This window comes from Stenotrophomonas sp. BIGb0135 (assembly GCF_024810105.1).
GTDB lineage: Bacteria > Pseudomonadota > Gammaproteobacteria > Xanthomonadales > Xanthomonadaceae > Stenotrophomonas > Stenotrophomonas maltophilia_AB.
This window is the reverse complement of record NZ_JANUDX010000008.1, coordinates 172,339-199,223: the sequence shown is the minus strand read 5'-3', so window position 1 is coordinate 199,223 and position 26,885 is coordinate 172,339. Positions and strand designations below refer to the sequence as shown.

24 protein-coding genes are annotated in these 26,885 nt (G+C 69.6%); 2 read left to right on the top strand and 22 right to left on the bottom strand.

All coding sequences use genetic code 11. The features are described from left to right. Positions 1–517 precede the first annotated feature (517 nt). Positions 518–3,607, top strand: a complete 3,090-nt coding sequence (locus M2421_RS16105; RefSeq protein WP_259208601.1) for a TonB-dependent receptor — start codon at positions 518–520, stop codon at positions 3,605–3,607. Positions 3,608–4,204: 597 nt separating this feature from the next. Here M2421_RS16105 and M2421_RS16100 read toward each other — a convergent pair. The 15 genes from M2421_RS16100 to hisS form a co-directional block, all read right to left on the bottom strand. Next, a complete protein-coding gene (locus tag M2421_RS16100) occupies positions 4,205–4,933 on the bottom strand; it encodes a copper homeostasis protein CutC (protein WP_259208600.1) in 729 nt (242 codons plus the stop codon). A gap of 2 nt (positions 4,934–4,935) precedes the next feature. Next, positions 4,936–5,934 (bottom strand): N(4)-(beta-N-acetylglucosaminyl)-L-asparaginase, encoded by a 999-nt coding sequence (locus tag M2421_RS16095; RefSeq protein ID WP_259208599.1) that lies wholly within the window; start codon positions 5,932–5,934, stop codon positions 4,936–4,938. 56 nt (positions 5,935–5,990) lie between these two features. After that, positions 5,991–6,989: a glucokinase gene (locus M2421_RS16090; RefSeq protein WP_310440139.1), complete on the bottom strand. Its 999-nt coding sequence runs from the start codon at positions 6,987–6,989 to the stop codon at positions 5,991–5,993. A 154-nt stretch (positions 6,990–7,143) separates the two neighbouring features. After that, positions 7,144–8,742 (bottom strand): calcineurin-like phosphoesterase family protein, encoded by a 1,599-nt coding sequence (locus M2421_RS16085; protein ID WP_259208597.1) that lies wholly within the window; start codon positions 8,740–8,742, stop codon positions 7,144–7,146. Positions 8,743–8,835: 93 nt separating this feature from the next. Continuing rightward, positions 8,836–9,459, bottom strand: a complete 624-nt coding sequence (gene hisIE / locus M2421_RS16080) for a bifunctional phosphoribosyl-AMP cyclohydrolase/phosphoribosyl-ATP diphosphatase HisIE (protein WP_259208596.1) — start codon at positions 9,457–9,459, stop codon at positions 8,836–8,838. Further along, positions 9,449–10,225: an imidazole glycerol phosphate synthase subunit HisF gene (hisF, locus tag M2421_RS16075; protein ID WP_259208595.1), complete on the bottom strand. Its 777-nt coding sequence runs from the start codon at positions 10,223–10,225 to the stop codon at positions 9,449–9,451. The genes hisIE and hisF overlap by 11 nt, the downstream gene beginning before the upstream one ends. After that, a complete protein-coding gene (gene hisA, locus M2421_RS16070) occupies positions 10,219–10,953 on the bottom strand; it encodes a 1-(5-phosphoribosyl)-5-[(5-phosphoribosylamino)methylideneamino]imidazole-4-carboxamide isomerase (RefSeq protein ID WP_259208594.1) in 735 nt (244 codons plus the stop codon). Before hisA ends, hisF begins: the two co-directional genes overlap by 7 nt. Beyond that, on the bottom strand, positions 10,950–11,552 hold the full coding sequence (hisH, locus tag M2421_RS16065) for an imidazole glycerol phosphate synthase subunit HisH (RefSeq protein ID WP_259208593.1): 603 nt from the start codon (positions 11,550–11,552) through the stop codon (positions 10,950–10,952). Before hisH ends, hisA begins: the two co-directional genes overlap by 4 nt. Next, the gene (gene hisB, locus M2421_RS16060; RefSeq protein ID WP_259208591.1) at positions 11,549–12,622 is read right to left on the bottom strand and encodes a bifunctional histidinol-phosphatase/imidazoleglycerol-phosphate dehydratase HisB; all 1,074 of its coding nucleotides are present in this window, start codon (positions 12,620–12,622) and stop codon (positions 11,549–11,551) included. Before hisB ends, hisH begins: the two co-directional genes overlap by 4 nt. Then, a complete protein-coding gene (gene hisC, locus M2421_RS16055; RefSeq protein ID WP_259208590.1) occupies positions 12,619–13,710 on the bottom strand; it encodes a histidinol-phosphate transaminase in 1,092 nt (363 codons plus the stop codon). The genes hisB and hisC overlap by 4 nt, the downstream gene beginning before the upstream one ends. Beyond that, entirely contained in the window at positions 13,707–15,002 is a 1,296-nt protein-coding gene (hisD, locus tag M2421_RS16050) for a histidinol dehydrogenase (RefSeq protein WP_259208588.1), read from the bottom strand. Before hisD ends, hisC begins: the two co-directional genes overlap by 4 nt. Next, a complete protein-coding gene (gene hisG / locus M2421_RS16045) occupies positions 14,999–15,910 on the bottom strand; it encodes an ATP phosphoribosyltransferase (RefSeq protein WP_259208587.1) in 912 nt (303 codons plus the stop codon). Before hisG ends, hisD begins: the two co-directional genes overlap by 4 nt. Before the next feature lie 11 nt (positions 15,911–15,921). After that, positions 15,922–16,242, bottom strand: coding sequence for a YerC/YecD family TrpR-related protein (locus M2421_RS16040; RefSeq protein ID WP_259208585.1), 321 nt, complete (start codon positions 16,240–16,242; stop codon positions 15,922–15,924). A gap of 205 nt (positions 16,243–16,447) precedes the next feature. Then, complete coding sequence (locus M2421_RS16035; RefSeq protein WP_259208583.1) at positions 16,448–16,720, bottom strand: hypothetical protein; 273 nt, start codon at positions 16,718–16,720, stop codon at positions 16,448–16,450. Positions 16,721–16,743: 23 nt separating this feature from the next. Beyond that, positions 16,744–18,141 (bottom strand): histidine--tRNA ligase, encoded by a 1,398-nt coding sequence (hisS, locus tag M2421_RS16030; protein ID WP_259208581.1) that lies wholly within the window; start codon positions 18,139–18,141, stop codon positions 16,744–16,746. A 141-nt stretch (positions 18,142–18,282) separates the two neighbouring features. Here hisS and M2421_RS16025 point away from each other — a divergent pair, with 141 nt between their 5' ends. Further along, a complete protein-coding gene (locus M2421_RS16025) occupies positions 18,283–19,038 on the top strand; it encodes a helix-turn-helix domain-containing protein (protein WP_259208580.1) in 756 nt (251 codons plus the stop codon). 58 nt (positions 19,039–19,096) lie between these two features. On the opposite strand, the gene thrC is transcribed toward M2421_RS16025, so the two are convergent. The 7 genes from thrC to M2421_RS15990 all read right to left on the bottom strand — a co-directional run bounded on the left by thrC (position 19,097) and on the right by M2421_RS15990 (position 26,789). Further along, the gene (gene thrC / locus M2421_RS16020) at positions 19,097–20,392 is read right to left on the bottom strand and encodes a threonine synthase (RefSeq protein WP_259208578.1); all 1,296 of its coding nucleotides are present in this window, start codon (positions 20,390–20,392) and stop codon (positions 19,097–19,099) included. Positions 20,393–20,424: 32 nt separating this feature from the next. Beyond that, entirely contained in the window at positions 20,425–21,354 is a 930-nt protein-coding gene (locus tag M2421_RS16015; RefSeq protein WP_259208576.1) for a homoserine kinase, read from the bottom strand. After that, entirely contained in the window at positions 21,354–23,861 is a 2,508-nt protein-coding gene (gene thrA, locus M2421_RS16010) for a bifunctional aspartate kinase/homoserine dehydrogenase I (protein WP_259208574.1), read from the bottom strand. Before thrA ends, M2421_RS16015 begins: the two co-directional genes overlap by 1 nt. A gap of 89 nt (positions 23,862–23,950) precedes the next feature. Further along, positions 23,951–24,088 (bottom strand): hypothetical protein, encoded by a 138-nt coding sequence (locus tag M2421_RS16005; RefSeq protein ID WP_259208573.1) that lies wholly within the window; start codon positions 24,086–24,088, stop codon positions 23,951–23,953. 140 nt (positions 24,089–24,228) lie between these two features. After that, positions 24,229–25,176, bottom strand: a complete 948-nt coding sequence (locus M2421_RS16000; protein WP_259208572.1) for a DMT family transporter — start codon at positions 25,174–25,176, stop codon at positions 24,229–24,231. Positions 25,177–25,248: 72 nt separating this feature from the next. Next, positions 25,249–25,968, bottom strand: coding sequence for an AraC family transcriptional regulator (locus M2421_RS15995; RefSeq protein ID WP_259208569.1), 720 nt, complete (start codon positions 25,966–25,968; stop codon positions 25,249–25,251). Between the two features lie 542 nt (positions 25,969–26,510). Continuing rightward, positions 26,511–26,789 carry a hypothetical protein gene (locus M2421_RS15990; protein ID WP_310440123.1) on the bottom strand — a complete coding sequence of 93 codons (279 nt, stop codon included), beginning with the start codon at positions 26,787–26,789 and terminating at the stop codon, positions 26,511–26,513. Between the last annotated feature and the right edge of the window lie 96 nt (positions 26,790–26,885).

The window sequence follows — 26,885 nt, the reverse complement described above, 5'->3', positions numbered from 1 at the left end:
GTGTATTTAGATCGATTCAAGTAAAGCACGGAGATTTCGACGGATGCATTCTGCGGCGCAACATGGCCGGGTCGAGGTCCCTCCCTGAAGGGGCTGCCACGCCGGTCGCCGCAGAGTCCCCCGGGTATGGGTTAAGCGGCGCCGAGTGGTTGCGGCAAGGTGCACACCACAACGCCATATCCCAGGGTCGCCTGCGGACCGCCGGCGCACGCCCTGCCGCGTCCCGCGCAAGAAAACGTTTTCACCCGTCGGACGTCATCGGCCCGGTCCCCGGTCGTCCTTGGCCATATTGCGGAGCAGCATGCTTCCCTGCCGCGCCCGTGCTAAAAATTCCCCCGTCAATCGTTTAGATCGATCCAACTTCAAACGGTCACGATTGCCGGAGCGGTGGGTGGGGGCCCACCAGGCAGCACGCGGGACGCACGGGAGTTGAGCGCTGGCAACAGCCCTCCCAAAACATTAGATCGATTCAACAACGTATCGCCACCGTTTCAATCCAGGAGAGGGAGAGAGTGGAATGAACAAGATGTCCCGCATGCGCAACCGCGACACGCTGTCGGCCGCCATTACCGCCGCGCTGTTCGCCGCCGCGATGGTGCCGGCCGGTGCCTTCGCACAGCAGGCCAGCCCCGCGTCGTCGCCGGAGGCCACCACGCTCGACAGCGTGACCGTCACCGGTTATCGCTACGCCATCGAAAAGAGCCTGCAGCAGAAGCGCGACGCCAACGCCGTGGTCGAAGTGATCACCGCCGAGGACGTGGGCAAGTTCCCCGACAAGAACGTGGCCGATGCGCTGCAGCGCGTGCCCGGCGTGGTCATCGAGCGCAGCGGCGGCGAAGGCAAGACCGTCAGCGTGCGCGGCCTCGCGCCGGACCTGACGCTCACCCAGTTGAACGGCAACTACGTGGCGACCTCGGAAACCAACAACGAGGCCACGCGGTCGTTCAACTACACGCTGCTGCCGTCGAACATGCTGTCCAGCGCGGAACTGTTCAAGTCGCCGGAAGCGCGCATCGACGAGGGCGGCATCGGCGGCACGGTGATCCTGCATACCCGGCGCCCGCTGGAGATGGAAGCCAACTCCGGCTACGTCAACCTGGAAGGCACCTCCTCCGATACCAGCCACGACGTGGACCCGCAGGCGTCGGCGCTGTATTCCTGGCACAGCCAGGACGAGCGCTTCGGCGTGCTGGTCGGCGCGACCAAGCAGAAGCGCACCAGCCGCACCATGCAGGTGAGCACCGAGGACTACCAGTGGTACGGCAACGGCACCGATGCCGTGGATGCCAACGGCAACGTGCTGGGCCAGGACGGCATCCATTACTGGTGGGGCCAGTCCGGCTTCAACGACCAGAGCGGGCGCAACTACAGCGAGTTCTTCATGCCCACCTCGGCGAACTTCGCCGTGAAGGAAGAAAAGCGCGAGCGCACCGGCGGGCAGTTGACGTTCCAGTTCAAGCCGATCGACAACCTGACCCTGACCGCGAACTACTTCCGCTTCGAGCTGGAAGGCAACTACACCCAGAACATGCTGAAGGTTCCCGAATGGAACCTGGCGCGCTTCAACGGCGACGGCAATTGGGCCGGCGGGCGCCTGCTCAACGGGCTGGACTTCGACCCGAGCGGCAGCATCGTCACCGGCGCCCAGTACGAGAAGCTGGCCGGCAAGACCTACTACTGCAGTGAAGAGCAGGCAGCTGCCGCGGGCATGCCGCCCGGCGGCTGGGGCCCGGATGACTGCACCATCCCCACCCCGCAGCTGACCGGTACCTACAGCAAGGAAAAGGCGCTCTCGCAGACCGCCGACCTGACCATCGACTGGGACATCAGTCCGCTGTGGAAGGCCTCCTTCACCGGTGGCCGGACCTGGTCCGAGGGCGGTCCGTCGATGAACTTCGGCATGTCGGCAAAGCCGCGCCGCCAGGTGGACGGCGTGTGGCAGTCCGGCAACACCTACACGGCATGGGACCTGACCGGCACGCCCAGCGTGACCTTCTCGCCAAACCTGCAGGACCAGCTGATGGCCGGCATCGCCGAGATCGACACCGGCTCGACCGGGTCATCGTGGATGCAGACCAGCGTCAAGCAGAACTACTTCCAGGCCGACGTCACCAAGATGTTCGAAAGCGGCTGGCTGGACTCGATCCAGTTCGGCGCCAAGTACCGCGACGGCGAGGTCCACCGCAATACCGGCAACACCTACTGGGTGTGCCAGGGCAAGGACCCGGCCGACTACGACAACAACCGCTACCAGGCCGGGTGCGATTCCACCGCCGGTGAGGCCCAGCCCGGCTTCTTCCTGTCCAGCCCGATCAGCAACATCGCCGGCGGCTTCAATGCCAACGTGTTCCCGGGCATCAACTACCCGGCCTACATCGACTTCCTCAACCAGAAGTACGGCGGCTCGTACAGCCGCAAGGAAGAGGACTTCGTCTACAACGTCAACGAGAAGATCTACTCCGGCTACTTCCAGGCCAACTTCCGCACCGAGCGCGTGCGCGGCAACGTGGGCGTGCGCGTGGTACGTACCCAGCAGTTCGCCGAGTCCAGCGATTCGGTCGAACGGTTCAATGACTACTTCCAGGACAACGCCGCCGGCGCGCCGATGGGCTGCAACGACCCGGCCGCCGCCCCGCTGATCGCCTCCAACACCGGCTATGTCTGCCAGAGCGGTTTCGTGCGCCTGCCCGACGCGCTGGCGCGCGAGAAGACCTACGAGTTCGCCTCGCTGGAGCGCACCTACACCGACTTCCTGCCGAGCTTCAACATCGCCTGGGACATCACCGACAACCTGGTGCTGCGCGGCGCGGCCTCCAAGGTCATCGCACGCCCCGGCTACACCAGCATCGCCGCGCCGGGCAGCCTGAGCTATGTGAGCGAGGAATACAGCAACGACCGTCGCGTGGCCGGCGGTACCGACACCCCCGGCTGGTACGGGCACGGCAGCAACAAGAACCTGGAGCCGTTCGAAGCGACCCAGTTCGACATCGGCCTGGAGTGGTATTTCCAGCCCGGCGCGGTGGCCGGTGCGGCGCTGTTCCGCAAGAACGTGGACAACTTCACCGTGCCGGTGGTGCGCGACCAGCAGATGACGGTCGGCGGCCAGACGGTGACCGTGCAGAAGTACGAAACCGAAGCCAACGGCCGTGATGGCGTCTCGCAGGGCGTGGAGCTGTACGGCCAGTACACCTTCCAGATGGGCTTTGGCGTGCAGGCCAACTACACCTACAACGACACCAACCTGGCGTCGATCGTGCTGGACGGCCAGAACATCGGCTCCTCGCCGCTGGTGGGCAGCGCCAAGAACCAGGCCAACGTGACCCTGTTCTACGAGAACGAGAAGTTCCTGGCACGCGCCTCGTACAACCGTCGCGGTGAAGTGGTGGGCGGGCTGGTCAACGGCCTCACCCAGTATTCCGAGCCGTACGACCAGTTGGACCTCAACGTGGCCTACAACCTCACCGACGCGCTCACCCTGACCGCCTCGGTGCTCAACGCCACCAAGTCCGAGCAGCGCATCTACCTGGGCAGCGACAGCAAGGCCCGCCTGATCTCCAACACCTACACCGGCCGCCAGCTGTATTTCGGCGTGAACTGGAAGTTCTAAGCATCGCCCGCCCTGCCCCGAGGCAGGGATAACGGTCCTCCACGGCAGCCACGCTGGTACAGGTGGCTGCCGTTTTTGTGTCGCCCGCGTGGTCGGGTCGAAGCGCAGCCACGCATGGCGTGGCTCTACGATGTCCCCGTAGAGCCACCCCATGGGTGGCTGCACACGGTGCCAAATCGAAGCGAACCCACGCACACAGTGGCCCAACATAGCCCCGTAGAGCCACCCCATGGGTGGCTGCGCGCGGTGCCAAATCGCGAAGCGAACCCACACACACCGTGGCCCAACGTAGCCCCGTAGAGCCACCCCATGGGTGGCTGCACGCGGTGCCAAATCGAAGCGCACCCACGCAAACCGTGACCCAACGCAGCCCCGTAGAGCCACCCCATGGGTGGCTACACACGGCGCCAAATCGAAGCGAACCCACGCACACCGCGGCCCAACGTAGCCCCCGTAGAGCCACCCCATGGGTGGCTACACGCGGTGCCAAATCGAAGCGAACCCACGCACACCGCGGCCCAACGTATCCCCGTAGAGCCACCCCATGGGTGGCTGCGCGCCCTGCCAGTTCAAAGCGCACCCACGCATGGCGTGGCGCTACGTGTCGAGGGCGGCGCGGAGGGCGGCGACGTTCGCGGTGTCGGTGGCGGTCCAATCCGCGGACAACCCGATCAGCGCCGGGTTCTGGTGGCGCATGGCCGAACGTTGCACGGCCTTGGCCGACGCATGCAGCTCCTGGCATCCGCTGCGGGCGGCCACGGTGGCGATGTTGTCGGCGTTGAGCCCTGCCCCGGCCATCACCCGCACGCGGCCGGTGGCCTGGGCGACCAGCGACGCCAACCGATCCGCGCCGGCTTCCGCACTGGCCTGGCCACCGGAGCTCAGGACGCGCTGGCAGCCGAGCGCGATCACCTGCTCCAGCGCGCTGGGCAGGTCGCGTGCCGCATCGAACGCACGGTGGAAGGTGACCTGCATCGGTCCGGCCGCCTGCACCAGTTCGTGGCAGACAGCGATATCGATGCCGCCGTCGGCATCCAGCGCGCCGATCACCACGCCATCGCAGCCCAGCGCGCGGCACTGCGCGACATCACGCAGCATGATGTCCACCTCCAGCGCCCCGTAATGAAAATCGCCCGGGCGAGGCCGGATCAACACGAACAGCGGGATCCGCAAGCGCTCGCGCGCCAACGCGATGCTGCCGTGCGACGGCGTGGTGCCGCCCTCGGCGAGGTTGTCGAACAGTTCGATGCGGTCGGCGCCACCGGCCTGCGCGGCCAACGCGGAGGCGACCGAATTGGAGGCGATTTCCAGCAGCCGGCGCGTCATGCTCAGGTCTGCTCGCTGCGGTAGACCGAGGCCGAATCACGCAGGTCGTCCTGGCGGTCCTTGTCGCACACCGCGAACACGAAACCCCGGTGCAGCGCATACGCGCCGACCTGGCCGTGCTTGTCCAGCGCCAGGAAACACACCTGCAGGGTCTTGCTGGCCTCCGGGCGCTTGCGCACCAGGCGAGCGATCGCCTCGCGGCAGGCCTCGGCCGGCGAGCGGCCCTGGCGCATCAGTTCCACCACCAGGAACGAGGCGGCGTTGCGCATCATCTCCTCGCCGACGCCCGACGCGGTAGCGCCGCCCACCTCGTTGTCCACGTACAGGCCGGCACCGATGATCGGGCTGTCGCCGACCCGGCCATGCAGCTTCCACGCCATGCCGCTGGTGGTGCAGGCACCGGCGAGGCGGCCGGTGGCGTCGATGGCCAACATGCCCAGCGTGTCATGGTTGCTGCTGTCGCCGGGGCGACCGCGTCGCTCGACGTTGATCTCCGGCGTGTACTGCGCGGTCTTCAGCCAGTCGCGCCACGCCTTCTCGGCGGCCGGAGTGAGCAGCCTCTGCCGCTCGAACCCCTGCGCCACCGCGAACTGCTGCGCGCCCTCCCCGACCAGCATCACGTGCGGGGTGTTCTCCATCACCTTGCGGGCCACCGAGACCGGATGCAGGATGTCGGTGAGCGCGGCCACCGAACCACAGCGGCCATCGCCATCCATGATGCTGGCATCCAGGCTGAGCACGCCGTCGCGGTCGGGGTTGCCGCAGCGCCCCACCGTCGGATTGCACAGCTCGCTTTCGGCCCAGCGCGCGCCCGCCTCCACGGCGTCCAGCGCGCTGCCGCCGCCGGACAACACCGCCCACGCCGCCTGGTTGGCGCCCACCCCGAAGTCCCAGGTGGACACTACCCGCGCGCCGTTGCTGCCCTGTGCGCGTGCGCGTGGCAACGCCAAGGCGCCGGCGGCGAGCGCGCCGGCCTGGAGAAACTGCCTGCGATCGGTCATCTGAAACCTCTCCCTGCCCTATGGGGTTACAGCGCCCGGTGTCGGCCGGGCTCGCCTCAGGCCGCCGCGCGGTCGCGCCGTGCCGCCTGCCATACCGCGGCGCCGAGCATGCCCAGTTCGCCGTGTTCCACCCGCCACACCGGCACCTGCGCCAGCACCCGTCCCATCACGCCTTTTGCCAGGAACCGTGCGCGGAAACCGCCGGCATGGAGGAAATGCGCGATCCGCGGCGGGATCCCGCCGACCAGGTAGACCGAGCGCGCGCCGAAGGTGATCGCCAGGTCGCCGGCCAGGCTGCCCAGCCAGGCGCTGAACACCTCCAGCGTTTCCACCGCGAGCGGGTCCTCGCCCGCGTGCGCCGCGGCGATCAGCGCTTCGGTGGACTGCCAGCGCGGGCTGGCCCCGCGGATGTCGCACAGGCACGGATACAGGTTCATCAGGCCGCTGCCGGACAGGATCCGCTCCTGGTCCACATGCTCCCAGCGCTGTTGCATGCGGGCCAGGATGTCCATCTCCAGCGCGGTTACCGCAGTGAGCGCCGCATGCCCGGCTTCGCTGGCGAGCACCGGCTGTTCGCCGCCCTGGAAACGCAGTGCCGCGCCGAGCCCGGTGCCCGGGCCAAGCACCAGCGCCGGCCACGACGGCAGCGCATCGGGGTCGCCGTTGAGTGCGGCAAGGGTGTCGGCCTGCACGTGCGGGATGGCGTAGGCCACCGCCTCGAAATCGTTGATCAACGCCAGTGAGCGCAACCGCGCCTGCGCCTGCGTCGCCTGCACCGACACCGCCCAGGGCAGGTTGGTGTTGACCAGGTGGTCGCCTTCCAACAAGCCGGCAATGGCCACCACCGCGGTATCCAGCGCGTGCCCGCTGACGGCGATGAAATCGGCCAGGATCGCGGCGAGGCTGGGGTAGCTGGCGCACTCGTAACGGCGCAGCCCGGTCAGCTGCGGCGGCTGGCCAGGAGGCAACTGCGCCAGCGCGACACGGGCGAAGGTGCCGCCGACGTCGGCGACGATGATCGGCCCGGACTGCGGCGGCAGGCCGGGCGTCACCACCGAGGGCGCGCCGGAAGGGGCCGGAATGTGTTCCGGGAACGGTACCGCAACGCTCACTCGCAGGCCTTGGCTGGGATCGAATAACTCGGCGCGATTTTCGGCGATCCTTCGGGCTTTGCAAAGCGCGCGGTGCCGTACAGGGGCGTATGCGCCATCAGGGCTTGGCGACCTGCAGCCGGTAGCTGGTGCTGGCCGTGGCGGTGGGGCCGTCGGCATGGATCGCACGCACATCCACCTTGTGCGCCCCGGCGGCCAGATTCGTGGGCAGCGCCCCCCGCCACAGGTGCGGCGACGGCGTGGCCTCCGGCGAGCGGTCGAAGCCGCGCAGGCGCTCTGCCTCGTCGTCGGCCACGTTTTCCACCAGCAGGCGCGGATCGGGCTGCTCCACGCGCTTCATCGGCTGCCAGGCGCCATTGTCCACGCGGAACTCCACCTGGGTGTCGGCCTGGCCCATGAACACGTTCGCGTACACGCCCCAGGCCGGATAGGCATCCTTGCGCAGCACCTTCGGCGCGTGCAGGGCGATCTGGTAGTCATCCGGCGCCCGCGCGACGTAGTAGCGCAGGCTGTACGCGCCACCCGGCTTGACCGAGAGCAGCGCATAGCCGTTGGGGGTGCCGTCGCTCATGGTGGCGTCCGGAATCCCGTTGCTGTCCTTCACCCCGGACCAGAATGCACCGCACGCCGCGCCGACGTTGTACTCGTGCAGCGGCTTGCTGCCCTGCCAGCCCTCGGCGGCGCCGTGGTAATAGTGCTGCTGGGTGTGGCTGTGGCCGCTGAGCACCAGCACGTTGGGGAAGTCCTTCAGCAGCGCGAACAGGCGCGTGCGGTCGGCATGGCGGAAGGTTTCGCGGCCCGGCGCGGCATCGAACAGTGGGATATGCATGCCCAACACCACAAGCCGATCGCGTGGCAGGCCCTTGAGGTAGTTGCCGAGGAAGGTCAACTGGTCCGGGCGCAGGCCACCGACGTAGCTCGGCTTGGCGGCAGGGTCGTACACCACGTCGTCGAGGAACACGAAGCTGGCGCCGCCTTCCTCCACCGCATAGGTATCCGGGCCGTACACCGCGCGCCAGCTGTCCAGCGAGTGGCGGTCATCGCCAGCGTCCATATCCAGGTCGTGGTTGCCCGGCACATGGAACCAGGGCACCTGCAGCTGCGCGGTGACCTTGTTGATGGCCGGGTACAGGCCCAGGTCGTCATTGACGATGTCGCCCAGCGTGGTGCCCAGCCGGGCCGGATGCTTGCCGATGATCGGTTCGACGATGGCGCGCTGGTAGTAGTCGATGTCCTGGCGGCTGGCGGTCTGCGAATCGGTGAACACCAGCATCTCGAAACCGGACCGCGCCGCATCGCTGCCCTTGGCCGGCTCCAGCGCGAAATCCCAGTTGCGGGTGGCGCTGCCGGTGGCGTGGATGCCGTCGTACTTCAGGCGCGGCGACCCCTGGGGCGCGTAATGCCGCCAGTAGGCCGGCAGGCCGTTGGCCGCCGCCGGGAAGCGGTAGTCGTCCGGCTTGATCACGAACACGGTCTGGCCTTCGCGCACCGGCAGGCTGTAACTGCCATCGGCGGCGGTACGCACGATCGTCTCGCCATTGGAAACCTGCACTCCGCCCATGCCCGGATCCGTGGGGCCGCGCCCGGGCTTGCCGTCGCGTTCCTGGTAGACCTTGCCGGTGACGGTCACCTCGGCGGCCAGGGCGGGTGCGGTGGTCAACAGCAGGCAGGCCAGCCAGGCAGCAGTGCGGGTCATCGGGACGGTCCGTTCGGGGGTGGGTGATTGTAAAGCGGCACATCATCGCGTGTGCCGCGTTTCACCGACGTTAAACGGCGCGCCTCGACGCGCTCAGCGCGCGTGGCGCGTCGCCAGCACCTGCACGGCGTCATCCAGCGACAGCCCGCGTGCGCGCAGCAGCACGATCAGGTGGAACAGCAGGTCGGCCGATTCGCCCAGCAGGGCGGCATCGTCCTGGACCACGCCGGCCAGCGCGGTTTCCACGCCCTCCTCGCCCACCTTCTGCGCGATGCGGCGGATGCCGTCCTCGAACAGGCGCGTGGTATAGCTGCCGGCCGGACGTTGCTGGTCACGCTGCTGCACCAGCGCATCGAGCCGGCCCAGGAAATTGCCCGGGGCCCGCTCGAAGCAGCTTTCACTGCCGGTGTGGCAGGTCGGGCCGGCCGGGCGCGCGCTCACCAGCAGGGTGTCGTTGTCGCAATCGATGCGCACCGCCACCACCGCCAGCACGTTGCCCGACGACTCGCCCTTGGTCCACAGGCGCTGCTTGCTGCGGCTGTAGAAGGTCATGTGGCGGGTGACCAGGGTCAGCTCCAGCGACTCGGCACTGGCGTAGCCCAGCATCAGCACCGCCAGGCTGTCGGCGTCCTGCACCACCACCGGCAGCAGGCCATCGCCCTTGTTCCAGTCCAACCCGGCCAGCGCCTCGCGCGACGGCAATACCTCAATAGACATCTCGAACCTCGATCTGCTGCGCGCGCAGGAACTGCTTGAGCGCGGGAATGGCGATGGCGCCACTGTGGAAAACACTGGCGGCCAGGGCACCGTCGACGTCAGCCTGGTCGAACACGTCGACGAAGTGCTGCATCTCGCCAGCACCGCCGGAGGCGATCAGCGGCACATGGCACAGCGCACGCGCCTGGCGCAGCTGGGCCACGTCATAGCCGCGCCGCACGCCGTCGCTGTCCATGCAGTTCAAGACGATTTCGCCGGCGCCGCGGCGTTGCGCCTCCACCAGCCAGTCCAGCGTGCGCAGCGGCACGGCCTGGGTCTTGTCGGGGTCGCCGCTGAAGCGGCGCACCCGCCACTCGCCGTCGGCCTCGCGCACCGAGTCGATGCCGACCACCACGCATTGCACGCCGAACGCGTCGGCCAGCTCCTCGATCAGCGCGGGGCGACCGAGTGCCGGTGAATTGATGGAGATCTTGTCGGCGCCGGCATACAGCACCCGGCGCGCGGTCTCCACATCGGAGATGCCGCCGGCCACGCAGAACGGAATGTCGATCAGCCGGGCGATGCGCTCGATCCAGCCCACGTCCACCGCGCGCCCTTCCGGGCTGGCGCCGATGTCGTAGAACACCAGCTCGTCGGCGCCCTGGTCGCGGTAGCGCAGTGCCAGTTCGGCAATGTCGCCCATGTCCACGTGGTCGCGGAAGCGCACGCCCTTGACCACGCGGCCATCGCGCACGTCCAGGCAGGGAATCAGCCGCCGGCTCAACATGCCAGCGCTCCTTCCAGGGTCATGCGGCCTTCCAGCAGCGCCTTGCCGAGGATCGCGCCGCCACATCCCACGGCCTTGGCGTCGGCCACGTCGGCGGCACTGCGCACGCCACCGGAGGCCTGCACGGCTACGCCCGGCAGCAATGCCGCCAGGTGCTGGTACAGCCCGATGTTGGGCCCGGACAGCATCCCATCGCGGGCGATATCGGTGCACAGCAGGTGACGCATGCCGGCCTGGGCAAACCGGGTGGCCAGCGCGTCGAGGGTAGCCTCGGCGGTCTCGGTCCAGCCATGCACGGGCAGCAGCCAGCGGCCGTCCTCGGCCTGGCGCGCATCCAGCGCAAGGGTGAGCCGCTCCGCACCGAACTCGGCCAGCCAGCCGATCACCGTCGCCGGCTCACGCACCGCCACCGAGCCAACCACCACGCGGGCGGCGCCGGCGTCGAGGATGCGCGCGACGTCGTCGCGCGAGCGCACGCCGCCACCGGTCTGCACCTGCAGCGGGGTCTGCTGCGCAATGGCCGACAGCAGCGGTGCCAGTGTGTAACCGCCCGCACGCGCCGCATCCAGGTCGACCAGGTGCATCCACGTCGCCCCGGCGGCGGCGAACGCCTGCGCACGCGGCAACGGGTCGTCGCCGTAGGTGGTCTGCCGGGCATAGTCGCCCTGCAGCAGCCGCACCACGCGGCCTTCGCGGATATCCAGGGCGGGATAGACGGTAAAACTCATGTCGGCGGGTTCTCGATGAAGTTCTGCAGGATCCGCGCGCCGGTGGCGGCCGATCGCTCGGGATGGAACTGCGCGCCGCTGTGGCGGCCGCGCTGCACCACGGCCGCGAACAGGCCACCGTGGTCGCAGGCCGCCACGGTGTGCTCGCCCAGCGGGGCGGCGTAGCTGTGCACGAAATACGCGCTGGCACGCTCGGGCACGCCCGCCAGCAGGGTCGACTCGCGCAGCGGCAGCAGCCGGTTCCAGCCCATGTGCGGCACGCGGATCCCAGTGGCCGGGTGCAGGTGGCGGACCACGCCGGGCAGCAGGCCCAGGCACTCCACGTGACCTTCCTCGGAGCCCTCGAACAGCAACTGCATGCCCAGGCAGATGCCCAGCAGCGGCACCTGCAGCTCGCGCAGCGGCTGCACCAGGTCCTGCGCATGCAGCCGTGCCATGCCGTGCGGCGCGGCGCCCACCCCGGGCAGGATCACCCGCGACACGCCCTGCAGACCCTTGGCATCGCGTACCAGCCGTACCTGCACGCCCAGCCGCTCCAGTGCGTAGCGCACCGAGCCGAGGTTGGCGCCGCCGGCATCGATCAGCGCGACCTCGCTCACAGCGCCCCCTTGGTGCTGGGCAACGCGGTGCCCTGCCGCGGCAGCGCCTGGCGCAATGCCCGCGCCAGCGCCTTGAAGCACGCCTCGACCTTGTGGTGGTCGTTGTCGCCGTGCACGCTCAGGTGCAGGTTGAGGCCGGCCGCATCGCACAGCGAGCGGAAGAAGTGCGGCACCAGCTCGGTCGGCATGTCGCCCACGCGCTCGCGCTTGAACTCGCCGTTGAACACGAAATACGGGCGCCCGCTGAAATCCAGCGCGGCACTGGCCAGGGTCTCGTCCATGGGCAGGGTGAAGCCGTAGCGGCCGATGCCGCGCTTGTCGCCCAGCGCCTCGCGCAATGCCTGCCCCAACGCCAGGCCGGTATCCTCGATGGTGTGGTGCTCGTCGATGTGCAGGTCGCCCTCGGCCTGCACGCTCAAGGCGAAGCCGCCGTGCTTGCCGATCTGCTCCAGCATGTGGTCGAAGAACGGCAGCCCGGTGTGGGTCTGCGGCTCGGCGGTGCGGTCCAGGTCGACCTCCACCCGGATCCTGGTCTCTTTGGTGTTGCGCTGCACGGTGGCGCGACGCGGGGCATCGGCCAGCTCGTGGGCGATCGCATTCCAGTCCCACTCGCCGCCGAACTGCTCGGTGCGCAGCTGGAAGCCGCGGATGTTCATGTTCTCGGCGAACTGGATGTCGGTGGGGCGGTCACCGACCATCGCCGAGCGCGTCCAGTCGATGCTGCGGTCCTGCAGGTAGGGCAGCATCATGCCGATGCCGGGCTTGCGCGTGGGCGCGTTGTCGTGCGGCCAGGTACCGTCGATCAGCACATCCCGGAACTCGATGCCCTGGCTGGCGAAGATCTGCAGCATCAGGTCGTTCGGGCCATCGAAACTGGCCTGCGGATAGCCTTCACTGCCGAGCCCGTCCTGGTTGCTGACGATCACGAACTGGTAGCCGGCATCGCGCAGTTTGCGCATGGCCGGGATCACCTCGCGGACGAAGCGGATCTTTTCGTAGGCATCGATCTGGAAATCGGCCGGCTCTTCGATCAGGGTGCCGTCACGGTCGACGAACAGGATGGGCGTCATGCGGCAACCCTCCGTGCCGCCAGCGCACTGAGCACGCGGTCGTTCTCCAGGGTGCTGCCCACGGTGATGCGCAGCGCGTCGTGCAGCTGTGGCGCGGCGCGCTGGTCGCGCACCACGACGCCCGCATCGAGCAGCGCGTCGAAGGCCTGCTGCGCGTCGGCGAAGCGGACCAGCAGGTAGTTGCCCTGCGAGGGATACACCCGGAGCACGCCCGGCAGCACCGCCAGCGCCAGTTGCAGACGGCTGCGCTCGGCCTTGATCCGCTCCACGCGCGAGGCGGTGAGCTGCAGGTTGCTGTCGCTCAGCCCGGCCAGGGCCAGATCGGCGCACGGGCCGGGAATCGGATACGGTGCCTGGCACCGGCGCAGCAGCGCGATCAGTGCGGGCGCGGCGATCAAACTGCCGATCCGCGCCGCGGCCAGCGCATGCGCCTTGGACAGCGTGCGCAGCACGGCCACGTTGTCATGCGTGGCCAGCAGCGACACCGCCGACGGCAGCGCCGCGTACTCGGCATAGGCCTCGTCGACCACCACCAGTGCCCTGCCCTGCAGCGCGCGCGCCACGCGCTCGATCTGATCGAGCGCGATCGTGCTGCCGGCGGGGTTGGATGGCGAGCACAGGAACACCAGCTTGGCATTGCCCGCCAGCGCCGTGGCGATCACCGCGTCGAGATCGGCATTGAGCGCCTCGCCGTCATCGCGCAGCGGCACCTCCAGCAGCGGCGCGTTCTGCAGCCGTGCACAGACCGCGTACATGCCGAACACCGGCGGGGTGACCAGCACCGCGTCACGCCCGGGCTCGCACAGCGCGCGCACCAGCAGGTCGATCGCTTCATCGCTGCCACGCCCGATCAGCAACTGCTCGGGCGTGCACTTGTACAGGTCGGCCAGGCGTGCCCGCAGCGCGGCCGGTTGCGGGTCCGGGTAACGCCGTGCGCGGCCTTCGCTGTCCGCCGGGTTGGCCCAGGCCGACTCGTTCGCGTTGAGCCAGACATCGCCCACCAGCGCACTGCTGCGCGCGGACGAATAGCCCGCGAACGCCTGCAGGTCCGGGCGCACCAGCGCCATCACCGACGAGGCGGCGCTCATGCCGCAGCCTCCATGCGCAGGGCGACGGCATTTTCGTGCGCATCCAGCCCTTCGGCACGGGCCAGCACGCGCGCGCAGCCGCCGATCGCGGCGATGCCCTGCGCGGTGGCCGACTGCACGCTGATCAGGTTCTGGAAGCTGGCGACGCTCACGCCGCTGTAGGCGCGTGCGGCGCCGGCGGTCGGCAGGACGTGGTTGGTACCGCTGCAGTAGTCGCCCAGTGCTTCGGGCGTGTAGTCGCCGAGGAACACCGAACCGGCCGCCTCGACCTGCGCCAGCCAGGCGCGTGGGTCGCGCAGCGCCAGGATCAGGTGCTCGGGCGCGTAGCGATTGCTGATCTGGAAGGCCTGCTCCAGCGTGTCGACCAGGATCAGCTGCGACGCCTGCAGGGCCTGCGCGGCGATGTCCGCACGCGAGAGCCGGGCCAACTGCGCCTGCACCTCGGCTTCCACCCGCGCCAGCATCTGCGCGTCGTCGGTGAGCAGCAGGACCTGCGAATCGGGACCGTGTTCGGCCTGCGACAGCAGGTCGGCGGCGACGAACGCGGGATTGGCCCCCGCATCGGCGATCACCAGCACTTCCGAAGGACCGGCCGGCATGTCGATCGCCGCCGCACCGTCCTGCGCCACCTGCTGCTTGGCTTCGGTGACGAAGCTGTTGCCGGGGCCAAACAGCTTGTCGCAGGCCGGCACGCTGTCGGTGCCGTAGGCCATCGCCGCGATCGCCTGCGCACCGCCGAGCTTGAACACCCGGTGCACGCCGGTCAGGCGAGCGGCCACCAGCACCGCCGGATCGGCGCTACCGTCCTTGCGGGGCGGCGTGCACAGCACCACTTCGCGACAGCCGGCCAGCTGTGCCGGCACGCCCAGCATCAGCGCGGTCGACGGCAGCGGCGCACTGCCGGCAGGCACATACAGGCCGACGCGACCGATCGGGCGCACCACCCGCTCGCAGTGCACGCCCGGCGCGGTCTCCACCGCATAGCCCTGGCTCATGCCCGCCTGGTGGAACGTGCGGATCCGCGCGGCGGCATCGGTCATCGCCTGGCGCAGCTCGGCCGACACCGCCTGCTCGGCCGCGGCGAATTCGGCCTCGCCCACTTCAAAGCTTGCCGGCGCCACGCCATCGAAGCGCAGGCTGATCTCGCGCAGCGCCGTATCGCCATCGGCGCGCACCGCGGCGATCAAGCCCGCCACCGATTCACGGGTACGCGCCGCCACGGCCTGGACCGGGCGCTGCAGGGCCTGCGCCTGGGCGCCGGCATTCAATTGGGACCACGTCAGACGATTCATGCCAGCGACCGCTCCACGCTCAACACCATCAAGCCCTGCGCGCCCGCGCGCTCCAGGTCCTCCAACCGCTGCCAGGTCAACGCACCGTGGCACATGGTCTGCAAACGCAGGTGACCGCCGTCATCGGGCAACTGCACCAGCGGGTCGGCGTCCGGCAGCAGCCGGGTCAACTCGGAGACCCGGTCCAGGGCGGCGCGGAACATCAGCAGCTTGCTGTCCTGCACCTTGACCACGCCATCGAGGCGACGCAGCAGCATGGCCATCAGGCCGGCGCGGGCGTCGTCGGGCGTGCGGACCGGGCCGGCCAGCACGGCTTCGCTTTCCAGCAGGGTTTCCACCGGCTTGAGCTGGTTGGCCGCGAGCGTCGCGCCGCTGGAGACCAGGTCGCAGATCAGATCGGCGGTGCCCAGCCGCGGGGCGATTTCGACCGAGCCGGACAGTTCCACCACCTGCGCGTCCACGCCGCGCTCGGCCAGCCAGTCGGCCAGGATCGCGGGATAACTGGTGGCGATGCGTTTGCCGGCCAGCTGCTCCACGCCTGTCCATTCCCATTCGTCCGGCACGGCCAGCATCAAGCGGCACTGGCCGAAGTTCAGGCCGCGCAGCGCCTGGTAGGCCTCCGGCAGGCCGATCCGGCGGCGCGCAGCGCCCTGCTCGTCCAGCTCATTGCGACCGACGATGCCGAAATCGCAGACGCCATCGGCGATCAGGCCGGGAATGTCGTCATCGCGGACCAGCAGCAGGTCCACCGGCAGCGATTCGCCGTAGCAGAACAGCTTGTCGCGGCTCTGCCGCCAGCTGAGCCCGCAGGCGGTCAGCAGGCTGCGCGCGGGCTCGGCCAGCCGCCCGTTCTTCTGGATGGCGATACGCAGCCGGTCGCGTGCCGGGGCGGTCTGGGTTGCACTCATGGGGGAGGTCTCTACTCGGATTCGGGGGAGGTCGGCGTGGCGGCGATGGCAGCGGCATAGCCGCCGTGGCCGTGGTCCAGCGAGCGCGCCACGCGCCCGGTGGTGGTCACGCTGACCCCGGTCAACTCATGGATCTCGCGATACGGCACCCCTTGCTGCAGCAGCGGCACGACCTTCCAGCGGTCGGACAGCGCCTCCAGCTCGGCCGGCGTGCACAGGTCGCGCAGAAACGCGGTCACCGCCTCGGGATCGGTGACGGCAGCAAAGGCACGCGCCAGCGAGGCCAGATCGGCCTGGGCGTCTTTTTCACGGGGGGCGGGGCGTAGTTTCATCGTATCAATGTAATAGCGTGCTATTACATTAGCGCAAACGACGGTCTTGGGTCAAACCGCCCCAGGGTCCACAAGGGACCCGTTCAGCCGCTGAAAACGAAAAACGCCCGCGGTAGCGGGCGTCGGGGCTGGAGCCGACCCATGGTCGGCTGCACAGCGGAAGACGGAAGGCAACGGACGGGCGCCAGCCAACCAACAGACGCCGCTATCGCACCGTGCAACGCACCTCGGCGCGCATGGCCCCGCCGCGCAGGCACTCGCCCAACAGGCCGCCCTGGCGGCTCGGGATCGGCTGCAGGGCGTCCAGCGCCCCTGCCCCGTCTGGACACAGCGTGCCGGCCAATGTGCGCAGGTCCTGCTCAAGCTGCTTCGGGTCGATCACGTGACAGCGATCGACCACCAACCGGTACTGCCCCGGACCGATCCGATCGCTGTGCAGCGACGGATCGCTCCGGCAGGCGCAGAGCAGGAGCAGCAACAGTGCCCCTGCCGCTACCGGCTTCACGGCATGACCTTGGCCTGCTCCAGTTCCACCTGCAGGGTGCTGGCCAGCTCCTCGCGGGAGACCTCGAACTGCTGCTCGCGCAGCAGGTCCTTCACCGCCACCACGCCGCGCGCCAGCTCGTCTTCACCGGCCAACACCACGAAGCGGATGCCCGCCTTCGCCGCGTACTGGAACTGCTTGCCGATCTTCTTCGGCTCCATCTGCACTTCGGCGTTGATGCCACCCACGCGCAGGCGACGGGCGATATCCAGCGACTGCGGCAGGCTGGCGTCGTCCATCAGCGCGACCAGCGCGTGCACGCTGCTGTCTTCGATGCCGGCGATCAGGCCAGCCTCGCGCAGCTGCCAGAACAGGCGGGTCAGGCCGATGGAGATACCCACGCCCGGCAGCTTGGACTTGCTGTAATGGCTGGCCAGGTCTTCGTAACGGCCGCCCGAGCAGATCGAGCCGATCTGCGGGTGGTCGGTCAACGTGGTCTCGTAGACCGTGCCGGTGTAGTAATCCAGGCCGCGGGCAATGGAGAAGTTCAGGCAGTACGCGGTCTCCGGCACGCCCAGCGCCTTGACCAGTTCCAGCACTTCGCGCAACTCGGCCACGCCCAGCTTCAGCGTGTCGCTGGCGGCCGGGTCGGCCAGCAGCGCGTCCAGCTGCGCCAGCGCGTCGGCGTGGCTGCTGGAACGCACCGCGACGAAGGCCAGGATGCGCTCGACCTGCTCGGCCGGAATATCAAAGCCCTCGCCCACCAGCGTCTCGCGCACGTAATCGGCGCCGCGCTTGTCCAGCTTGTCCACTTCACGCAGCACCGCCAGCTGGCGCTCGCCGTCGGCCACGCCCAGGCTTTCGAAGAAGCCGCGCAGCAGCTTGCGGTTGTTCAACTGCACCGAAAAATCGCCGATGCGCAGTTCGGCGAACACCGCGTGGATGACCGCCAGGACCTCGGCGTCGTACCGCGTGCTCAGGCTGTCCTTGCCGATCACGTCGATGTCGCACTGGTAGAACTCGCGGAAGCGGCCGCGCTGGGCACGCTCGCCGCGGTACACGCGCTGCATCTGGTAACGGCGGAACGGGAACGTCAGGTCATGTTCGTGTTCGGCCACGTAACGGGCCAGCGGCACGGTCAGGTCGAAGCGCAGGGCCAGCTCGGGCAGCGTCTTGTCGCCGGCTTCGGCGGCATTGGCCAGCGCGCCGGTGGACTGCACGAAATACACCTGGCGCTCGGTCTCGCCGCCGGACTTGGTCAGCAGCACGTCGGACAGCTCGAACACCGGGGTTTCCACCGGCAGGAACCCGAACCGCTCGTAATTGCGGCGGATGACGTCCAGCATGCGCTGGAACGCGATCTGCTCGCGCGGCAGCAATTCCATGATGCCGGGCGGCGTACGGGGCTTGATCACTTGCGGGACTCCTGCGAATCGGGGGGATGAGCTAGCGGCATATTCTAGCCGCAGCCGGGCGGCGCGACCGCAGGCCGGCGCCACGGCCCGGGTGAACGGCCGCATGAAGTATCATGAGCAGGCCCCGCTCCCTGGTTCGACATGACCCGGCCCCACTCCGGTACCGCCCTTTCCGCCGTTGAAGACCCTGCCAGCCCGGGCTGCTCGACGCTGCGCGACTGCCTGCACTGCTCGGTGCGCCACCTCGCGGTGTGCTCGGCGCTCTCCCCGGACGAGGTGCAGGCACTGGAACGGGTAACCGTATCGCAGGCCCTGCCACTGGGCGCCACCCTGGCCCGCAGCGGCGAGCCGCGCCAACATGTCTATACCTTGACGGCTGGCGCGCTGCGCCTGGTCCGCACCCTGGCCGATGGCCGCCGCCAGATCAGCGGCTTCGTGCTGCCCGGCGACTATCTTGGCCTGACCGGCAGCGACAACCACCGCTACGACATCGAAGCGATCGCCGACAGCCGCGTCTGCCGCGTCACCCTGCCGCAGATGAAAGACCTGCGCCAACGCTACCCGCACCTGGAGCGCAAGCTGCTGCAGCGTGCCTGCCAGGCGCTGGATGACGCGCAGGATGCGGCCTTGTCACTGGCGCGCCTGCAGCCGGCCGAAAAGCTGGCCGATTTCCTGCTGCGGCTGGCCGCGCGCGAAGCCCGGCTCGGTGCCGACGGCCTGCGCGTGACCCTGCCGATGGGCCGTGGCGACATCGCCGACCACCTCGGCCTGACCATGGAAACGGTGAGCCGCACCTTCACCAAGCTGCGCCAGCAGGGCCTGATCGCCCTGCCCCACCTGAACACCGTCGAGATCCTGGACGAAGCCGGCCTGCACACGCTCTCCGGCGACGAATAAGCCGCCGCGCATCGGGTGCGCCGGGCTGGCCGGCGGCTCGCCCTCACATCGCGCAGCCCTACCGCCCCTGCAGCAGCACCGCGCGCAGCGCCGCATACGCCGGCGCGCACGGCTCGGCATGCGCCGGCCGCTGCAGCAACTCGGCCAGCGCAGCCGGCACCGCCAGCGAACGCCCGATCAACGGCTCCACCACCGAATCAAACTTGGCCGGATGCGCGGTGGCCGCCACCGCCCAGTCGCCCTGCACGCCTTCGGCCCGCATCGTCTCCAGCAGCGCAACGGCGGTCGCGGTATGCGGGCAGAACACCTCGCCTGCCTGCGCATGCCGCCGGGTGATCACCTCGCGGATCGCCGCATCGTCCACCGCCTCCACCCGGAAGGCCGCGCGCAGCGCCGCGTCGTCGGCGGCGTACAGCCAGCGCAGGCGTTCGAAGTTGCTCGGTGCGCCCACGTCCATGGCGTTGGCCAGGGTGGCCACGCTGGCGACCGGTTGGTAATCGCCGCCGTGGAAGAAGCGCGGCAAGACATCGTTGGCGTTGGTGGCCAGTGCGATGCGACCCAGCGGCAGGCCCATCGCCCGCGCCAGCACCGCGGCCATCGCGTTGCCCAGGTTGCCGGTCGGCACCACCAGGTTGAGCACGTTGCCCGTGGCGGCCTGGTGGCTGAGCGCAGCGTGCGCGTAATAGCTCATCTGCGGCAGCCAGCGCCCCAGGCTGATGCTGTTGGCGGAACTCAGCGGCACCCGTGCCTGCAGCTCGCGGTCGCCCAGCGCCTGCTTGACCATCGCCTGGCAATCGTCGAACGAGCCGGCCACGCGCAGGGCCTGGATGTTGTCGCCGAAGCACCCCAACTGGTGCGCCTGGCGCGGCGACACGCGCCCGTCCGGGTACAGCACCACCACCCGGATGCCGGGCTGGCGATGGAAGGCGGCGGCCACCGCCGCACCGGTATCGCCGGAGGTGGCGACCACGATCGTGAGCTCGCGCACCTGGCCTTGCTGCAACCGGGCAAGGCTGGCGGCCAGGAAGCGTGCACCGAAATCCTTGAAGGCCGCGGTGGGGCCATGGAACAGCTCCAGTACGTGGTCACCGGGCGTGCTCAACGCATGCAGTGGCGCAGGGAAGTCGAAGGCCTGCTCGCACAGCGCGGCCAGCTGCGGTGCCAGCGCATCGCCGTCGAAGAACGGCGCCAGCACCGCGGCGGCATCCTGGGCCAGCGAACCCTGCGCCTGCCAGGCATGCGGCGGCGGGCGTTGCGCGGGTACGTAGAGCCCGCCATCGGGGGCCAGGCCCGCTGCGATGGCCTGGCTGAGCGTTGCGGACGGGGCGGCGTGGCGGGTGGAAACAAAATTCATCGGAGATCCTGCGGGAAGAGGGACATCGGGAATCACAGCAACTGCGCACCGGGCGCGTTCAAGGGCGACACCCAGCCCTGGCTGTCGAAGCCGGCCTCGGCAAACGCGCGTTGCACCGCCGCCTGCGCAGCCTCGGCCTGCGCGCGCTGTTCGAACCAGGCGAACACACTGGGGCCGGCACCGGAGATGCTGGCGCCCATCGCGCCGCCCGCCAGCGCGGCATCGCGTGCGGCGGCAAAGCCGGCAATCAGGCCCGCCCGGCGCGGCTCCACCAGCACGTCACGCAGGCCGGCACGGACCAGCGATGCGTCGGCGTTGAAGCAGCCACACAACACCAGCGCCAGGTTGGCGCTCTGCTGCACGAACTCCCCCAGCGCGTAGTGGCCCTGCAACGCGGCGCGTGCCCGGCGCGTTTCCAGCACCGCCTCCGGATGCACCAGCAGGCTGTGCCAGGCGTCGGGCACCGGCACCGGCACCAGTCGCTCGGCGGTGCTCAGCACCAACCCGCCCAGCAGCATCGGCCCCAGGTTGTCGCCATGCCGGCCGCCGCTGGCCACGGCCTCGCCGGCCAGCGCGAACGGGTACAGCCCCGCGCGCGGCAACGGCGTGTCCAGCAGTGCATTGGCGGCCACCAGCGCGGCCACGCAGGAAGCGGCCGAGCCGCCCATCCCCGAGCCCAGCGCGATGCCCTTGTCGATCTCGATCTCGAAGCCGAACGGCAGCGCCAGTGCGTCCCGCAGCGCGATCAGTGCCGCCCCGGCGGTGTTGTCCGGGGCCTGCAGCGGCAGCGCGAACGGCGTGCCACGGATCGCGGCGATGCGCACCTCAGGCGCGTCGATGCGACGCACGCTGACGGTGTCGCCGACGCCGGCGATCGCATGCCCGAGGATGTCGAAGCCCACCGCCGCATTGCCTACCGATGCAGGCGAGAACGCGCGCGCCACCGCCGATGCCACGGCCATCACAGGCGCGCCCCCTCGCCCACCGCCACCCGCAGCACATCGGCGAACACGCCGGCGGCGGTGACCTCCGGGCCGGCGCCCGGGCCCTGCACCACCAGCGGGTTCTCGCAGTAACGACGCGTGGTGAACTGCACCACGTTATCGGTCAGGCGCAGGTTGGCGAAGGCATGCGTGGCCGGCAGCTCGACCAGCCCCACCTGCGCGCCCGCATCCGACAACCGCGCCACGTAGCGCAGCACCGCGCCACGCGCGCGGGCCTGGGCCAGGCGCTCGGCGAACACCGCGTCGACGGCATCCAGCCCGCCCATGAAATCCTCGACGCTGGCCTGGCGCAGCACCTCGGGCACCAGGCTTTCCACCTGCACGTGCTCCAGGCTCAGCTCGCGTCCGGCTTCGCGCGCCAGGATCACGAGCTTGCGCGCCACGTCCACTCCGGACAGGTCGTCGCGCGGGTCCGGCTCGGTGTAGCCCATGCCACGTGCCTGCGCCACCAGCTGCGAGAACGGCACCTGGCCGTCGTACATGTTGAACAGCCAGGCCAGCGTGCCGGAGAAGATGCCATCGATGGCCAGCACTTCGTCACCGGTGTCGACCAGGTCGCGCAGCGTGGTGATCACCGGCAACCCGGCGCCCACCGTGGCCTCGTAGCGGAAGCGCGCACCGCTGGCGGCGGCCGCCTCGCGGATCGCGGTGTAGCGCGGCAGCGGCCCGGCACCGGCCTGCTTGTTCGGGGTCACCACGTGGATGCCAGCGGCCAGCCAGCCGGCATAGCGATCGGCCACATCGGCGCTGCCGCTGCAGTCGATGATCAGCGCGTGCGGCAGGTGCGCGGACAGCAGGTGCGCGGTGAAGGCCTCCAGGTCGGTCGGCTGCGACGGCCCGGCCAGTGCGGCACGCCAGTCGCCGTGCACGCCGCGCTGGTCGAGCAGCATGCGGCTGCGCGAGGCCACCGCGCGCAGCCGCAGGTCCACCTTGGCACGCCCAAGCAGGTGCGCCTGCGCGGCCTGCAACTGGTCCAGCAGCGCCGCGCCCACGTTGCCCGGCCCGATCACGCCCACCGAGAACGTCTGCGGCGACAGCCAGAACCCGGCATGCGCCGCGCGCAGGGCCTTGGTCGCGTGGCGGCTGTCCACCGCCACCGAGATGTTGCGCTCGGACGAGCCCTGCGCAATGGCCAGGATATTGACCTGGGCGCGGCCCAGCGATTCGAACAGGCGCGCGGCCACGCCGGGCTGCCCGGCCATGCCATCGCCGACCGCCGCCAGCACGCTGACGTTGTCGGTGAGCTGCACGCGCTGCACCTGGCCCAGGCCCAGCTCGTGGGCGAAGGCCTGCAGCAGTGCATCGCGTGCGCGCAGGGCCTCGGCCTGCCGCACCACGCAGCAGATCGAATGCTCCGAGGAGCCCTGCGAGATCATCACCACCGATACGTGCGCGTTGCGCAGCGCGGCGAACACGCGCTCGGCGGTGCCGGGCACGCCGATCAGCCCGGTGCCTTCCAGGTTCAGCACGGCCAGGTCCGGGCTCAGCGTCAGGCCCTTGATCGGGCCGGCCACCGTGCGGTCGGCGGTGATCCGGGTGCCCGGGTGATCCGGGTTGAAGGTGTTGCGGATGATGATCGGCAGGCCGCGCTCGATGGCCGGCGACATCGTCTGCGGGTGCACCACCTTGGCTCCGAAATAGGCCAGCTCGCAGGCCTCGTCGTAGCTGAGCGCCTCCAGCTGCACCGCTTCGGGCACCACCCGCGGATCGGCCGAGAGCACCCCGTCCACGTCGGTCCAGATATGCAGTTCGCCGGCATTGAACAGCGCCGCGAAGATCGCGCCGGAGTAGTCGCTGCCGTTGCGCCCCAGCGTGGTGATCCGGTCACGGCGGTCCCGCGCGACGAAGCCGGTGGCCACCACCCGCCGCTGCGGATGCGCCTGCCGCCAGGTGGCCAGGCGTTGCGCACTCTGCACCCAGTCCACGTCCACGCCCAGTTCGCCGCGGTCCACCACCAGCACGTCACGCGCATCCAGCACCGCGCAGTCTTCACCCAGGCCCTGCAGGTAGTGCCCGAGCAGATGCGCCGAGTACACCTCGCCCAGCCCCTGCACGCGGTCCAGCACCTCGGCCGGCAGCTCGCCGATCACCGCCAGCGCGCCCAGCACGTCGGCCAGCTGCGCAAAGCGCGCGTCCAGCCATTCCACGGTGGGCCCGGCATGCTCGCCGAGCAGCGCCACTGCCGCGCCGCGATGGCGAGCGCGCAGCGCGTGCCAGTCATCGCGCCATTGCGGCGCGTCGTCCGCGGCCAACCCGGCCAGGCCGATCAGCGCGTCGGTCACGCCCTTCATCGCCGAGACCACGGTGACCTGCACGGCGTCGTCGCGCGCCAGCAGCAACTGGGCCACGTGGCGGTAACGCTCGGCATCGGCCACCGAGGTGCCACCGAACTTGTGCACGACGGTGGAGGCGGCCCGCAGGACGGGGGCGGGGGAACCAGCAACGGGGACGGCGACGGATGACATGTGGACCTCGATTCGAGGCCCCGCGTCGGCTCAGGCTGAAGGTGCTCCCCCGCAACCTGTTCCGGGTGCGGGGCCGTTGTGTTCGGAAATTACGCGAAGACGACGGGCCGCACCGGGCGAGTGGTGACGGTGGTAATGGTGGTGGTACCGGTGGTCTGGCGCGGCACGGCCCGACCGCCCGCAAGGGCGGCGTTGGACAGCGGGGCGGTGGCGGCGATGGAGACCATGGACCAAGAAAACTACGGCGCCGGGGGGCTTGTCAAGTGTTGCAGCGCAAAAGATTCCGCGCCGCGATCGGCCTGCAACGTCGGCAAAAAAGTTGCGAATGACACCATCCAGACATCGCGGGGCTCTCGCCGTCGTTTGCTCAGCCGACGTGCTCGGCCACCGCACGGGGCGGCCGGTGCGCGTGCGCGCACATCAGCACGCCGGAGACCAGGCAGACGATCGCCACGACCTCGATCGTGCTCGGCCAGCGCCGCTGCCAGGCAAACCCGTACAGCAGCGCGAACAGGGTCTCGAACACGATCATCTGGCCCGTCAGGGTCAACGGCAGGTTGCGGCTGGCGCGGTTCCAGCACGCGTTGCCGAGTACCGAGGCAACCACCGCCACGCCGGCGCTGATCAGCCAGAACCCGCCCCAGTCCGTGGCGGGATGCGATGGGCCGGACACCAGGAATGCACTGGGCACCAGCAGCAGCGCCAGGCCGCCGGTGGCCACGCCGGTCAGCAACGACCAGTCGTGCCCGGACAGGTCCGGCCGGCGCGCCAGCCAGCGGCTGTTGCCGATGGAGTACACCGCCCAGGACAGCAGCGCACCGACCGCGCACAGCAGCCCAAGCAGGCGGCGCCCGGTGGAACCGGCGGCGTGCTCGGCCAGGAGCGCTTCGTAGCCCACCAGCCCCACCCCGAGCAGGCACAGCAGCAGCGCCGGTGCCAATCGCCGCAGCGGCACCGCGCCTGCCTCGCGCACACCGGCCAGCGTGACCACCACCGGGATCACGCCGACGATGAGCGAGGCCGCCGCACCACCGGCCCACTGCACCGCGTTGGCCAGCAGCACGAAATAGACCAGGTTGCCGGCCAGGCTGAGCCACAGCAGCCCACGCCATTCGGCCATGCCGATCCGCGTGCGCAGCTCGCGCCACCGCGGGGCCAGCAATGCCACTGCGATCAGCCCGTACACCAGGTAACGCCCGGCCGACAGCTGCACCGCATTGAACTGGCTCAGCATCGCCGGCGCCAGGAACACCACGCCCCACAGCGCGCCGGCGGCAATGCCGTTGGTGACGCCAACTCCCATCGATCGATTCATCTGCGTGCGCGGGCTGCGGTCTGGAAAGGCCTGCCAGTGTAGGCAGGCGCGCGCGGCCAATCTTGACCGAGGCTACTGCCGGTGACGACGGCGATAGTCGGCCGGGGTCATGCCCCACTCGCGGCGCAACGCCCGGGTCAGCGCGCTCTGCTCGGAGTAGCCGGCATGCTGGGCGATGCTGGCGATCGGCATGTCGCCCTCGGCCAGGCGGCCACGTGCCCAGCGCAGCCGGCAGGCACTGAGCCATGCCAGCGGGCTCATGCCGAAGGCCTGGCGGAACAACGCATGCAGCCGGCTGCCACTGACCCCCACTTCCGCAGCGATCCGCTCCACCGGCCACGCCTGGCCGGGGTGGCGCTCGATCTGCGCGCATACCGCCTGCAGCCGCGTGCCGCTGCCCGCCAGGGAAAACGCCTGCAGCAGGAGCGGCAGCTCGCGTGCCACCACGTCGGCATCGAGCCGCTCCGGATGCGCGCAGACCCGCTGCGCCATCGCGCGCACCTGCACCGGCAACGCCAGCACCGGGTGGCGGTGCAGCCGCTGCAGCGTGTCATCGTCGAACAGGGCCGCCGGGCAGTCGACGATCAGGAAACGGTCGTCATCGAGCGCAGCCTGCGCATGTCCGGCCGCCGGCGCCACGAATGCGCCCTGCCACAGATCCAGGCGCGCGCCCCTCCCCTCCAGTTCGAACGCCAGCTCGCCCCGCACCGGCACCACCCACTGCGCGAACGCATGCCGGTCCACGCTCGATGAGCGGTCGTAACGACGCAGGTTGAAGGCAGCGGCAGACATGGAGCGGGAGGCACGGCGGCAGGCGGCGGTATGCAGGAGTCTGCGCGTGGCCAACCCGCGACGCAATCACGCGCCGTGCCGGGCGCCGGCTGGCGGCTGGCGGCTACCGTGCTCGAACGATTCCCGATCGTGCCGGCGTGGTACGTCGTGCAATGGGGCCGGCCTGTCCCTGGCCGGCGTGCCGCCGACGAATGCCAGCGTCGGCACGTCTTTCTGCACGACGGCGCTGCCGCTGGGGCGAGCCAGTGGTGGCTGCCGCGCCGCTCACCTCCCATGAACGCACTGGGCGGCTCGGGCGCCAACATTGCCTGGGCGGCCTCTACGTCAGTGACCCGCATCGCGGCCGGGGCCTGGCGGCCACGCTGATCTAAGACCTGATAGCTAAGGCGGCGGTGCTGGAGGTGCGGAGTATGTCCGTGCGGCCTGCGGCCGACGATGGGCGCCTGTATCGCCGACTGGGCGGGTCGCCGCTGGAAAAACCGGTGGCGCACGACGGGGCTTGCCGATGCGCGTGATGCTGCGGCGGCTGGTGCCGCCTTGATTCAGCGCGACCGCATCGGCTGCGGCGCGGGCCGGTCGGCCAACGACCCCAGGGTGAAGGTGTAGCCGGCTTCCTCGAGCAACTTGCGCATGCGCAATTCGGCACGCTTGGGATAGGCCAGCGACAGCGGCGCGTGCAGTGCATACGAGGTGGACTTGCCGGGCATCGTATCGCGGGTCACCGACGACTGGTTTGTTTCGCAGGCATTGCTCCACAGGTCCGACAGAACCTTGGGCCCGATGGATTGATTATTGCCAAGACGAAGCGTCAGCCAACGCATGTGTTCCATAGCAGATCCAACTAGCCCTTTCGATCGAGTATGCACCAAATCCTCCTGCCCCGTACGCGGCCGTGCGGACCCCACACAGCGACAGCC